The organism is Pelatocladus sp. BLCC-F211 (assembly GCF_041928655.1).
In the GTDB taxonomy this organism is placed as follows: Bacteria; Cyanobacteriota; Cyanobacteriia; order Cyanobacteriales; family Nostocaceae; genus Pelatocladus.
Genome location: NZ_JBHFLM010000045.1, coordinates 1 through 13490, shown reverse-complemented (window position 1 = coordinate 13490; position 13490 = coordinate 1). Strand labels below are relative to the sequence as shown.

Here is a 13490-nt window from a genome sequence, read left to right as displayed (position 1 = left end):
AAAACTTCACCTGTTTATATGTAAGCACAAAAAACCTTATTGCCCAAGAGGATGTAGGGGAAATAAAGGATTAGTTAGTGGTTAATGATTATTTGTTGGATAGACGTGCCATGACACGTCTCTACATTTGTTATTAGTTAATGGTTATTTGACTGATGACGAACTGCCTTGAAGATATTTGGTGACTTTATGCCTTGGTGGTAAAATTCAATTCTTGAACCACTAAGACACCAAGACACAAAGAGTTTACAGTGTACGCAGTTGAGGATGAGTAATTATTTTTCAATAAATACCAAATCTTCAGGCTGGTAATTTAACTTTAGATTTTGACCATCAACTTCAACCACATAATCAAATCCTGTCACATGACCTTCGGTAATAATAATCAGTTTGTCATCTACAGATTTAAGGTAGTTGGAAAAACCTGCTAAAGATACACTGCCATCATTAATGCCAAGATAACTAAGCAACCGTCTATACAATTTAGGTAGAATTACAACTTTGTCAGTAATTGTTTCTAATGTTTCTAAAACAAAACCTGCATTAGTTTGATCTACTTGCCACAAACCTTTCTGTTCTTGACGAGATTTTTCTGCTGCAATAGTTAATTGTTTGCGAATATCTGGATATAATTTGGAATAAAAAGTTGGGTAAACTAGCCCTTTTGAGATTAGATGATAATTAGCGCTTTTTTTCACTAAAGATTTATCGAAGAAAACACTAGTCCCGTCCTCAGCTTCTGATTCTCCTTTAAAGGCAAAAGCTACACTTCTACCATAAGCATCTGCAAAGCGGGTGAGAATAAAACCAGGAACTTGTTCTGGTTGTGCTTCAGTAACTACTTCTCTGGAATTACGGGTAATATTTTTAAATCCTAAAAATTTTAACAACTCACTCGCAGCAGCATGAGCATATTCTAGTGGTTGATGCTGAGTACCCAAACTGCTTATCTTAGTTTGAAAATGTGTTTCCAGAGCATCAATACTATCCAGACGTAACTGTGCGCCGCCAGAATGGTTAGTTTGGATTCGCGTAGGTAATTTCTTCCAGTTTTCGGGGTTATTAGGATAAAACCGGATAGAATCACCGTCAGGAGAAGCTTTCACAACTCTATAGTTGCCCTTAATCAGGGTCATTGGCATATTTGAAACTCCTGTTAGGTTAGAAATTATAAGTATGTTTGAGAGTCAATTTTGCTACACTAACTTGGAGTTTGCTGCTTGGTAAATTATTTAATAATTTTTTATATTTTCTCGTAAATTTTCTTAATCCAGTAACCTCTGGGTGGTTTTTCGACTCCATAAACTTTACACCATTTTTCCACCGCTTTGTCAGATACACCAAAGTCTTTGGCTATTTGTGTTGTTGGTTTTTCCCAAACTAATTTTTGCAGTTCTTCTTTGGATGGTCTTTCTACTTTTCTGGTGTGAATTCTTGAGTCTAGGTTAACTTTTCTAGTTGTTAAATCAACTCCGAATTCTTTATAATTTCGTTTCGGTGCGTCTTCTGTAAAACCTATAAAGTCTTCCCACCAGTAAAAAGGTGTTGCTGAATTAGGTATTTGAGTATTTATACAACAGCCACCAAATTTAATCGATGGATAAACAACTTTATCTATATCAGGTAGATAAACAGCATAAAAATCAAAGTCATCTGTTTTATACTTTTTTCGATGGATGCCGTTTTTGTCCACCCATACAGTTTTATGTACTACTTTGTTATCTCCTGCATATTTTGCTTGTATTTTATAAAACTTATTGTCTTTGTAGGCAACAAAATCAAAAGGGGAATGCTCACAAACAACAGGTGTGAGAATCAAATATCCTTTCAAGGTTAAGTCTGCTATTGCTTTTGTCGCAGCAACATCGCCTTTGTTTTTAGTGTGATGTAACAAGAATGAAGCCTCAACGGAGGCAGTAATTATATCACTTCACTATGTTTGAAGGTTTCTATTTAGTTAAAACGAGCGCGGCAGGACTCGAACCTGCGGCCGATTGCTTAGAAGGCAATTGCTCTATCCACTGAGCTACGCGCCCACACAAAAAAAGGCTTTAGATAAAGCCAGCGTGTTTATTATATATGTCTTGTTATCATAATGCAAGCTAATTTTATTTGCCGCCGTAAAAAAAGGCAATTTCTTTTTCCTTAAGAGGTGCGAAGTCAGCATCTACTAGCTTTTGGTCGAGTTCATCTTGGGGGATATGTTTAGCCCCAATCCTGACTATGCGCGATCGCATAGTATTACTAACGCCACTACGCTGTCTATTTGCCTCTAATCCCATGACTTGATGATAAAGTTCCAGCTTGGCAGGTGGAATGGGAGTACCGTCAAAATCAATTCCTTGGGCGATCGCCTCATCAATAGCATCAGCACCCTTAGTTGTTGGCTGAACTTCGTTGCTTCCGGTAGTCATGACTATATCACTTGATCGTTACACTTGGATTTTACCAAGTATAAGGACACTCAGTAGTAGCTACTTTTTCCAGACTGCTGATTTTTGGAAAAGCCTGTTCCCAAACAGATTTGATGCAGAAGAATCAACAAAAACTAGATAATAATATCCAGGGTATTGCCGTATATTTTCGTATACGCTTGTATATATAAAATTTTTGGTTTAATCTCTAACCAAAGGTATAGTCAATCTCATTTAAAATTGACTATTCGGAATTTTGGAAGTTAGTTCTAAGTTCTAAATTCCGAATACCGAAATTCACAATTGTTTTGGTCATAGGTGGTGCAATGTCTGAACCTCATACTCCTCAAAAAAAAGACCGTACCCTAGAAAAAGCTCTGACCAATAAAATTATTGATGATTATTTTGAAAACTCAGAAAGCTGGCTAAGAGCAATTTTGCGGATGTGCATCTTCTCTTTGGCTCATCTTGATGGACAACCTGTGTTTATGGTGGAATGTCCTAATCAAGCCGTAGCCAAGCGATTGAGTCGCAAAACCTACCCTTTTCGAGGCATGGTATATTATTTAACAGATGACTTCAATGCTAGCGATCGCTGCTTGTTTTGCTACCAAGAAAACAAAGAAGGATCGTGGCGCTGCTTTGACACTAGCATTAATGCTTGGACTGACTTAAAACCAAAAACCAGGAGACAGGAAGCAGAAGGGTGAGAGAAGGGGACAAGGGAGACAAGGGAGCAACTATTTTTTTCTTTAATTTCCCTGATCCCCTATCCCCTATCCCCTATCCCCTATCCCCTATCCCCAACTTATCAGCGCTGGGGGCGTGTCACCAAACCACCAACAAACGCCCCTAAAATTGTGCCAGTCCATAATCCTGTTGTGCTACCTTGCCAAATTGCTCCTGGTGTTATCCAAGCACTACACGCCTGCTTGAAACCCCAAGCTTGATTTTGACATTTTTGGCTATGAAGACTTAAGCTGATTTGCCCTCCAATATAACCACTTAAAAAGCCCGACAATAAAGCAAAAAAGGTACAAATTAGAATTCGGTTTTTAGCCATTCTTTATTTGTTGGTAGCAGCGCAGGACTTTGCGCCCATACAGTATAACGTGACTTCAATAAATATTATCAGACTAAGCAATTAAGTTGCTTGCAAACGCGCAAACCCTGAAGCCCAAAAGCCCGCAAGTAAACTGCGGGCTAATAGTGCAAGTCTACTAGAAGTAGACTGATAATTCAGCAGATTTCTCAGTTTTTTGGCTTGTCTTGGTGCTGTTGAGGAACCAAAGTTTTGACTAAAGCTGCGATCGCACGATCGCACTCAAAGTTAATCGAGAATCGGAGAACGCAAGCGCCCAAGATTGTTTCACAAACTCCTGATACATCAACCCGTATTTCTCATACCAGCAGCAATACCGTTAATTGTCAACAGTGCGCCGCGTAGCAATTCGCCTTTACTATATCGTGAGTGAATCACTCCAGATGTGGCTATATTCTTAGACTGGCGTAGGCGCTTGAGGAGTGAAACCTGAATAAAACCTAATGGTACAATTGTACCATTGCGTAACTGTACTGATCGCTGTAAGACAGGATCACCATCTAGAAGTCGTTGGTGTTCAGTGATTTTTAGTACTAATTCCCGTGTGAGATAGTATTCGTTAGCTATTTGTTCAAATAATTTCTCGAAACGGGGCTTATCTTCTGGATTGGATAACTCTTCGACGTAACGCTGCGCCATTTGCAAGTCTACTTTTGCCAAAGTCATTTCTGCTTTGGAAATCACCATCTTGAAGAAGGGCCATTTCATATAGAAATAGCGTAATAATTGCAAGTTTTCTTCTGGTTCTTCGTTTAAAAATTCTTGTAAAGCTGTACCGACACCGTACCATGAAGGGAGCAAGAAGCGCGTTTGTGTCCAACTAAATACCCAAGGAATCGCCCGCAAACTACTTAAGTCTTTTTTACCAGAAGGACGACGGGCTGGACGAGAACTAATTTGGAGGAGACTAATTTCTTCTATGGGTGTAACTTGGTGGAAGAAGTCGATAAAATCTGGTTGTTCGTAGATCAGCGAACGATAGTGAGTGCGCGATCGCACTGCTAATTCTTCCATAATTTCATTCCAAGGTTCAATATCATCAAACCCCGTTTTCAACAAGCTGGCTTGAATGACAGCAGTAGTAACTGTTTCCAAATGGTACAGCGCTAAATCCCGCAAGGAATACTTAGAAGCTAATACTTCCCCTTGTTCGGTAATTTTGATGCGTCCATTGATACTATGACCAGGCTGTGCCAAAATCGCCTCGTAAGCTGGGCCACCTCCACGTCCGACAGAACCGCCGCGCCCGTGGAATATCCGCAAATTCACGCCATGATTTTCAGCTATTTGCTGTAGTGATTTTTGAGCTTTATGAATCTCCCAGTTGCTACTTAAAAAGCCAGAGTCTTTGTTGCTGTCAGAATACCCCAGCATGACTTCTTGGAGGTTGGGAGTCAGAGGAGAGGGAGAGACATTTTCCCTATCCCCTATCCCCTGTCCCCTATCCCTTTGAATTTCGGCGTAACCTCCGGCTAATAAAGCGCGATATAAAGGTAGTTCAAATAGTTGTTGCATGACACTACGGGAGCGTTGCAAGTCTTCTACAGTTTCAAATAGAGGAACTACTTGAATCGTACCTACTGCTGTTCCAGGATCGTAAAGTCCTGCTTCTTTCGCGAATAGCAAGACTTCTAGGACGTCGCTGACTTGGCGACACATACTAATGATGTAGGTTTTGCAGATGTTATTACCAAACTCACGTTGCAGCGATCGCACTACCCGCAGAGTTTCTATAATATCGTTGGTTTTTGGTGAAAATGGTAGTTCTGCGGGAACCAATGGACGGCGAGTTTGCAATTCTCCGACTAACCAAGTTACTTTCTCTTCCTCTGTGAGTTCGTTGTAAGAACACTTTAACATCCCAAAGTATTCTAGAATATCATTTAAAGCATCCGAATGACGGGTTGATTCTTGTCGGATATCCAAACAAGTCAGATTAAAACCAAAAATTTCTACTTGGCAAATCAGATTTTCTAGTTCCTGACAGTTGAGTCCTGTTTCTGCTAAGTTACGTTCAATCAGACGTAATTCAGCTAAAAATTCTTCTCCAGAACGATAAATAAGAACTTCGGTTTTGGGTATTTCTTTGGTGTATAAAGCTAAGTTGCGATCGCGTGTATTTTCCAGTCGCTTCAGCACATAGGACATTTTCAACCGATACGGTTCTTGGCGATAACGCAGTGCTAATTCGTCGTAAACTTCACTTAACTGGGACTGGTCTATTTCTAATGATTCCAGTAAATCTGGCAATACATCACTCCAGTGCAGCGACACACTCAATAAATTAATTAATCGTTTTACTGACTGAATATATCTTTCCAAAACGATTGTGCGCTGATAACAAGCAGTCTGCCAGGTGATTTCTGGAGTGACTGACGGGTTCCCATCTCTATCTGCACCTACCCAAGAACCAAACTTGCAAAAGTTCTTACTTGGTGGTTCTAGCCAGGGAAAAGTATTAGCCAAAGTATATTTGAAGCGTTTGTAAAGTTGGGGAATCGCATCAAATAAGACTTCTTGGAAGTAGTGCAGCGCATAATCGACTTCATCAAGTACAGAAGGTTTAAACTGGTGTAATTCATCAGTGCGCCACCAGAGGCGAATTTCTTGGATTAACTGTTCCCGTAGTTCTGCGACTTCCCAAGCATAATCAGGGTTTCCCACACGTTTTTCTGCAAGATCAAGTTGTTGCAGCAAATTTACTACTCGTCGCTGTTTATCGCGGATGGTATGACGAACAATTTCCGTGGGGTGAGCAGTGAACACTAATTGCACATCTAATTGGGCAATTATGCGTTGAATTTGTTGTGGTGGTACGTTTAGCTGGTATAACTGGGGAAATAGAGTGGCGAAAGTGTCTTTACTTTTCCTATTTGGATTAGCCTGCCAACTCTTGCTTAACAATTCTGTCCCCACTCCATTGTTGAGACAATTGTCTGAAGCTTCAGAATTAGCAGAGGGAATTGTGTTTGCTATTTCCTGAGTTCCTGGTTCACTTCCCGCTTCATAGCGAGTCATTTGCTGCCGTTGTTCGTAGTCCTGCTCTATGATATTGATCAGCTGGAAGTACAACGCAAAGGCACGAGTCGCCCGGATAGCTTCGTTGATATTTAACTGCTCAATTAATTTAAATACAGAGGAGGCTTGGTCAAGAGTTGCTTGTCCTTCTGGTGAACACAAATCACGTAATTGACGCAAAAGATCTACCATTTTTTGCCCGCATTCTTGCCGGAGTACGGACTCCCACAATTCTTCTACTATTTGTAACCGATGGCGCAAAAATAAATCGGAGGCGGGGTAGATATTCACTTCCTGGGCGAAAAAGTATAAAAGAGAACTCATATGTTGTGTTCGAGTAAAGCCAATTACTTTTTATGATTTCAGGTTTTGCTCTTGACCGTCATGGAATTTGCCACAATAATTTTGAGAAAAACTAGTATAATATTTGACGCTAATTTTCTAGATTTTGTTCTGGAAAGTCAAGGATGGGAAGGCGATCGCCACGAAATAATTCTTCACTTGCTTCCCCAAGAGCTTGTAATGTTTCTGAGGTGGCTTTCTCTGCTAATAGCAACATCATGACTGATACTGTACCCATTTGCAAAAGCAAAGATTGGGGAATGGTGAATAAACCCAAATTAAGTCCTGAATTGGCTGAAGATTGTGAATTAGTAGCTTGCATAGGTAATTCTCTTGCTCTGGAGGAAATCAATATCAGGTAGCAAAATTAAACAAAGCTCTGAGTTGATGATCTTAAATCATTAATCCTTAGCCATTTTGCAAATTCATCAAGTTAACAAAAGTGTTAAAACTTTTTGGTGGATAATTCTATGCTTCTAGTTTACAAGTGATTAGGGGATGGGGGATAGGGGGTCAGGGATCGGGGATCGGGGACAAGGAAAGGGGGATAAGGGAGACAAGGAGGACAAGGGAGACAAGGGGGAATTAGCTAACAAGTTTCTTCCCCGATCCCCGTTACCCCTTATCCCCAGAGGGGGCCCCACATTCCCCATTCCCCATTCCCCATTCCCCATTCCCCATTCCCCGATCCCCGTTACCCCTTATCCCCAGAGGGGGCCCCACCTTCCCGATTCCCGTTCCCCGATCCCCGATTCCCAATCCCCGTTCCCCGATTCCCTTTCCCTCAATCTCTGACCCCATGAAAATAGTGTTACCAGTTAGTCAAAAGTCCTTAATACAGTGGGTAAGCCAAGCAACAGGAATCAGTTCTTTAGGTGTGAAAGTCCGGTTGCGGGGAAATGACCTACACATTCTTTGTGAAAGTCCAGAGTGTCCTCAACGTTGGCGTACTCTTTTGGATTTGCTGCACGCACTCCAGCATACAGACTTGGATGCTCTGACCAAAAACGACCAACCCTCAATATACCAAGTTTTCGTCTACGGTCGGAAGAAGGGAGAAAACCAACCGCAGTGGTGTCATCAGGTTTTCTTAAACCAGTTGGATCGACATCTACAAGAGGTAGAACAAGCCTTAATTACAGATGCGGAAAAATCCCATCGCACAGGTGGAGGTGGGGCGCTCATTCTTTCTAATGAAAGTTTGGCACGTCAAGGCAACCCAGAAGCGATCGCTCGCTATTTGAGCGAAACTCTCAGTAGCTTTGGAATCGGGGTAGAAGTCAAAGCTAAAAAGCAACAAGTTACTCTCGAAAATCCGATCAATCAAAATCGATTACTGATTTATTGTCAGTCTAGCTATACTCCCGATCCTTCATTAATTGCGGAACCTGTAGCCCAGAAGTTACGTAGTCTCAAACTATCCGGTTATCAAGATGCTGTGATCGCCACACAAGTTGAAGGTGAAACAGACTTTGACTGGATGTTGCGAGTAGATTTGACGCCTCCAGAAATTATGTTAAAAGAATGGGGGCGTTGGGGAGATGTCCAGGCGATCGCCTGGATTTTAAATGCAAAGCTCTGTGATCTGACAATCAAAATCACAGCAACTCTCAAAGAATCGACACTACATCTATTTTGTAGTCCCGCTAACCCCAAGGCAACTAACCAAATTCCAGATAAAGCCCAGTGCTTAAGTGCAATTCTCCCTCAACTGCAAGCCCTTGCGCCCCAAGGAATTCTCGCCGTTACAGTTTACGGACATAAAACAACTGATCACGAACCTGCTTGGATTGATTGGCAATCTTTACCTGCAACAGAACACCCAGATTTAGCAGTATCAGCGTTAGAATTAGCTTCAGCTGGCGACGAACCTGCTATTATTTTTTTACTTGAGCGTTTGCTCAACCCTGACTTAGATATTCGCCTCAAAACAGGTGGAACTCGTGTCCTCTTGTTACGAAAAGGCGATTTACTACACATCATGTGCGAAGCACTTGTGTGTCCATCACGTAAACGAGTAGCAAATAAGGTTACTGATTTTGTTAAGCAGTTAAAAATAGTAGAAATTGCAGGTGTACGAATTTATGGTCGTCGTGCTGGTAACAAGGAACCTTTCTGGAACTACGGCGTCGATTTTACAAATCGCCAACGCTTAGTACCAGAAGCTACTCCAGAATTTGCCGCTACTGCTGCTTATGTTGGTGAGCTTTTAACAACTGAGGCCAACGAGCCTGTGCTACGTCCCGATTTAACCAGCCAAGATATACAGAGTCTTTTTGCAGAAGTGTCTCAGGACTGGGGTGCAAGAATCAAAAGATGGCTTTTAGCAACACAGCTATTTGCTGAAAAAGAACAATCGCAAGAGCAACAAGCAGAAGATAACGGCTGGCGAGTAGCTTTAGTTTGGGGTTTGCTGGGATTTTTGCTGACTCTCCAATCAGATTGGATTTTAGGTTACATCACTTCTCGTTTAGTTCTCGAAACACCAAAAATTACTAATACTCCACCAAAGTTATCTTCTGCTGAAGATGAAACTCAGAAGTTGCAAAGAAGAGTCTTTTTTACTAATACATCGTCTACTTCTGGAAATGAAGTATTTAACGCTTCTGGATTCACCCAGCAAGAAAATGAATCTATTACTAGGGGAAAAGCAACTGCAACTGCTATTTTATTGGCAGCGCGATCGCAAATGCCAAGTTTCAACGTTCGCCAATTAGATGAACAACTAGCACTCTACAAACAGCGTCTTGCTAAAAGTGGTCAACCACCAGATGTATTAATTATTGGTTCCTCTCGTGCTTTAAGGGGAATAGACCCTACAACGCTTTCTAAAAATTTGGCAAATCAGGGTTACTCAAATATTGATGTGTTTAATTTTGGGATTAATGGAGCGACAGCGCAAGTTGTAGATTTTCTCCTGCGTCGGGTGCTAAAAGCATCAGAACTGCCAAAATTGATCATTTGGGCTGATGGTGCGCGTGCTTTTAACAACGGTAGAGAAGATATCACCTTTAACGCGATCGCAGCATCCCCTGGTTATCAACAAGTATCGCAAAAAGCCTCAGCAAACGAAGATTCAAACAATTCACCAACTACTCCCGGATCTATAAAACCGGAGCAAAGCTTGAAAACCGCAACTAATACAGACAATAACTATCAAGCATTAGATGAATGGTTAAATCAAGCTCTAGCAAATATTTCTACTACCTATCACCAGCGTGATCAACTCAAGAGTTTATTGAATAAAGCTCTGAAGTCTTTACCCTTATTGAAAAATAATTCCACAATTCAACCAAAAAAATCAGCATATCCAGAACAAGATGCTTTTGAGCTAGCTGTTGATTTTGATGGATTTTTATCAGTACCTATCCGTTTTGACCCAGCTACATACTATCAAAAGCACCCCAAAGTTACTGGTAGCTATGACAATGACTACAAATCTTTTCAATTAGTGGGAGAGCAAGACACCGCAATACAAGAAGTATTGAAATTTTGTGCATCGAAAAAAATTACAATAGTGTTTGTTAATATGCCCTTGAGTGCAGAATATCTTGATTCAGTACGCAAAAATTATGAACAAGAATTTCAGCAATACATGTTACATTTAGCTGAAAATTCCAATTTAATTTATCGCGATTTGAGTTTAATCTGGCCAGAAGCTAATGAAAATTTTTCTGACCCTAGCCATCTGAATCTTTATGGTGCAGCAAAAGTTTCCAGAAAACTTGCGATCGATCCCATGATTCCTTGGCCGACAAAATAGGTTATTTGGTTAGTACTGAGTAGTAATTCTTGATTAACAGTCTTAGAGGTAATTTAGAGAGTAAAAATAAAAATTAAGTATTGACATTTGAATATCAGGTGCTACAACGGGTAGAACCTACCAGCACAAGCTATCCTTGACAATTGACTATTGACTGTATCAATGAACTTTATATCACTTTTATACGGAATATTTTTACTAAGTGTGCTTTTGATTTATTGGTCACTAGCACAAAAAAAATTAAGAATTTGGGTGCTATTGATTGCTAGTATTGCTTTTTATGCTTCTTTGCAGATTCAATACATCCCGCTTTTACTAGCACTAACTTATTGTAATTTCCGTATAGGAATAGCGCTAGATCCATATAATTCATTTAATGCCAATTCTGACAATCTACAAGAGTTTAATGAAGAATTACAGTTGTCTCAAGCTGATTGGAATAGTCAGCGTTTAAAACTATTAATACTGGGTGTAACTATAAATGTTTTATTACTTTTTGGTTTTAAATATATCCCACCTTTATATAAAGTTATTTATCATCCTGCCACAAGTTCAGGATTTGAATCTTTTAAATTAATTGCACCTTTAGGAATTTCATTTTTTACATTTGAGTGTATATCCTATTTAGTTGATGTTTACCGGGGAGCACCTGCTACTAAAGAATTTATTCAATTTGCATCATACAAATTATTCTTTGCAAAATTAATTTCTGGCCCTATTACTCGCTTTCATCACCTCGCTCATCAATTTCATCAATTACACTTTCCTAGCAGCAATATTCTGGCAGAAGGTGTTTGGTTAATTGCTCAAGGAACATTCAAAAAAGCTATTCTGGCTGATCACTTGGGAATTTATGTAGATTTATGTTTCGGTAATTTGCAACGAGCTGGTAGCAATGATTTATGGTTAGCAATATTGGCCTACGGTTTTCAGTTGTATTTAGATTTTAGTGGTTATGTAGATATTGCCCGTGGCACTGCTTTACTATTTGGTTTGGTTCTACCAGAAAATTTTGATTTTCCCTACTTCAGCACTAGTATTGCTGATTTTTGGCGGCGCTGGCACATCACACTGGGAGATTGGTTACGTAATTACATTTATTTTCCTTTAGGTGGTTCTCGTCGGAGTTTAAATCGCACTTGCTTAAATTTAATGATTGTAATGTTAATTGCGGGTATTTGGCATGGTGCAGCATTAGGCTTTGTAATTTGGGGTGCGTTTCACGGTTTAGCTTTAGTTATACACAGACTAACTGATACCCTTAGCGATCGCTTTGAGACTTTGGAACATTTTTGGCACAATCCTTTGGGTAAGCTGATAGCTTGGTTATTCACACAATTTATGGTTTTTACTTCTTGGATTTGGTTTCGCTTACCAAACCTCCAAGATTCTTCTCTTGTCTTTAAACACCTTTGGGGTTATCCTGCTGACACCCAATTTGCTCAAAAAGTCTATGTAGAAGCTCTCAATATTAGTCAGTATCAATTAGCAATAATTTTGAGCGTGATTGCTACTTGTATGACAGTAGCTTATTTCTTCAATCATCAATTAAAGTTACAGTTCAATTGGCCTGTTAAACTCTTGTTCGTGCTTCCCTGTTTCTACGCTGTCTGGATATTCGCTCCAGAAGGAAGTTTGCCATATATTTACTTTGATTTTTAATCATGTTCGCTTGAATACTTAACATAAATATATGAATTTAATAAACTAAATATTAAGCAGTGTAAAGACATAAAAATTAATAAAAAATGAGTGGATAAACGCTTGTAATAAATAAATTTTTGTGTAAAGTTTATTAATACAGACAACATTAAATGTTTGTCTGAATACATTCTTTCAAGAATTCATTCATCGCACTTATAAGAGCAAATGACTACAACATTACAAAGACGCACAAGCGGCAACGCGTGGGAGCGTTTCTGTGAGTGGGTAACAAGCACTGAAAACCGCCTTTATGTAGGTTGGTTTGGTGTGTTGATGATCCCAACTCTGTTGGCTGCAACCACCTGCTTTATCATCGCTTTCATCGCTGCACCTCCCGTAGACATCGATGGTATCCGTGAACCTGTTGCAGGTTCCTTAATTTACGGCAACAACATCATCTCTGGTGCAGTTGTTCCTTCTTCCAACGCGATCGGTTTGCACTTCTACCCCATCTGGGAAGCAGCTTCCTTAGATGAGTGGTTGTACAACGGTGGTCCTTACCAATTGGTAATTTTCCACTTCCTGATTGGCTGCTTCTGCTACATGGGCCGTCAATGGGAATTGTCCTATCGCTTGGGTATGCGTCCTTGGATCTGCGTAGCTTACTCTGCTCCTTTGGCATCTGCTACAGCAGTATTCTTGATCTACCCCTTGGGTCAAGGTTCCTTCTCTGATGGTATGCCTTTAGGTATCTCTGGAACATTCAACTTCATGATCGTGTTCCAAGCAGAGCATAACATCCTCATGCACCCCTTCCACCAACTCGGTGTAGCAGGTGTATTCGGTGGCAGCTTGTTCAGTGCAATGCACGGTTCTCTAGTTACATCTTCCTTGGTTCGTGAAACAACCGAAACCGAATCTCAGAACTACGGTTACAAATTCGGTCAAGAAGAAGAAACCTACAATATCGTTGCAGCCCACGGTTACTTCGGTCGTTTGATCTTCCAATACGCTTCCTTCAACAACTCTCGCAGCTTGCACTTCTTCTTAGCTGCTTGGCCTGTAGTCGGTATCTGGTTCACCGCACTGGGAATCAGCACCATGGCGTTCAACCTGAATGGTTTCAACTTCAACCAATCAGTAATTGACTCACAAGGTCGCGTGATCAACACTTGGGCAGACATCATCAACCGCGCTAACTTGGGTA

General features: G+C 40.4%; 10 protein-coding genes and 1 tRNA gene. 4 read left to right on the top strand and 7 right to left on the bottom strand.

The features are described from left to right. Window positions 1-275: 275 nt before the first annotated feature. The 4 genes from ACE1AT_RS04285 to ACE1AT_RS04270 all read right to left on the bottom strand — a co-directional run bounded on the left by ACE1AT_RS04285 (window position 276) and on the right by ACE1AT_RS04270 (window position 2414). Window positions 276-1142, bottom strand: coding sequence for a thermonuclease family protein (locus ACE1AT_RS04285; RefSeq protein WP_374866064.1), 867 nt, complete (start codon window positions 1140-1142; stop codon window positions 276-278). Between the two features lie 101 nt (window positions 1143-1243). Beyond that, window positions 1244-1894 (bottom strand): group I intron-associated PD-(D/E)XK endonuclease, encoded by a 651-nt coding sequence (locus ACE1AT_RS04280; protein WP_374866063.1) that lies wholly within the window; start codon window positions 1892-1894, stop codon window positions 1244-1246. Window positions 1895-1963: 69 nt separating this feature from the next. Beyond that, window positions 1964-2036: transfer RNA gene (locus ACE1AT_RS04275), tRNA-Arg, on the bottom strand. Between the two features lie 72 nt (window positions 2037-2108). After that, a complete protein-coding gene (locus ACE1AT_RS04270; protein WP_374866062.1) occupies window positions 2109-2414 on the bottom strand; it encodes a DUF4090 family protein in 306 nt (101 codons plus the stop codon). A gap of 326 nt (window positions 2415-2740) precedes the next feature. On the opposite strand from ACE1AT_RS04270, the gene ACE1AT_RS04265 reads away from it, so the two are divergent. Further along, window positions 2741-3124 (top strand): hypothetical protein, encoded by a 384-nt coding sequence (locus tag ACE1AT_RS04265; protein ID WP_374866061.1) that lies wholly within the window; start codon window positions 2741-2743, stop codon window positions 3122-3124. A 101-nt stretch (window positions 3125-3225) separates the two neighbouring features. Here ACE1AT_RS04265 and ACE1AT_RS04260 read toward each other — a convergent pair whose 3' ends face one another. The 3 genes from ACE1AT_RS04260 to ACE1AT_RS04250 all read right to left on the bottom strand — a co-directional run bounded on the left by ACE1AT_RS04260 (window position 3226) and on the right by ACE1AT_RS04250 (window position 7198). After that, window positions 3226-3477, bottom strand: a complete 252-nt coding sequence (locus ACE1AT_RS04260) for a hypothetical protein (protein WP_374866060.1) — start codon at window positions 3475-3477, stop codon at window positions 3226-3228. Window positions 3478-3801: 324 nt separating this feature from the next. Continuing rightward, the gene (gene ppc, locus ACE1AT_RS04255; RefSeq protein ID WP_374866059.1) at window positions 3802-6858 is read right to left on the bottom strand and encodes a phosphoenolpyruvate carboxylase; all 3057 of its coding nucleotides are present in this window, start codon (window positions 6856-6858) and stop codon (window positions 3802-3804) included. A 109-nt stretch (window positions 6859-6967) separates the two neighbouring features. After that, a complete protein-coding gene (locus ACE1AT_RS04250; RefSeq protein WP_374866058.1) occupies window positions 6968-7198 on the bottom strand; it encodes a hypothetical protein in 231 nt (76 codons plus the stop codon). 477 nt (window positions 7199-7675) lie between these two features. Between ACE1AT_RS04250 and ACE1AT_RS04245 the strand changes: the two genes are divergently transcribed. The 3 genes from ACE1AT_RS04245 to psbA all read left to right on the top strand — a co-directional run. Then, the gene (locus tag ACE1AT_RS04245) at window positions 7676-10639 is read left to right on the top strand and encodes a DUF1574 domain-containing protein (RefSeq protein ID WP_374866057.1); all 2964 of its coding nucleotides are present in this window, start codon (window positions 7676-7678) and stop codon (window positions 10637-10639) included. Between the two features lie 162 nt (window positions 10640-10801). Further along, window positions 10802-12301, top strand: coding sequence for an MBOAT family O-acyltransferase (locus tag ACE1AT_RS04240; RefSeq protein ID WP_374866056.1), 1500 nt, complete (start codon window positions 10802-10804; stop codon window positions 12299-12301). 207 nt (window positions 12302-12508) lie between these two features. Then, window positions 12509-13490 (top strand): photosystem II q(b) protein (psbA, locus tag ACE1AT_RS04235; RefSeq protein WP_374866055.1); only part of this gene is annotated, 982 nt, incomplete at its 3' end.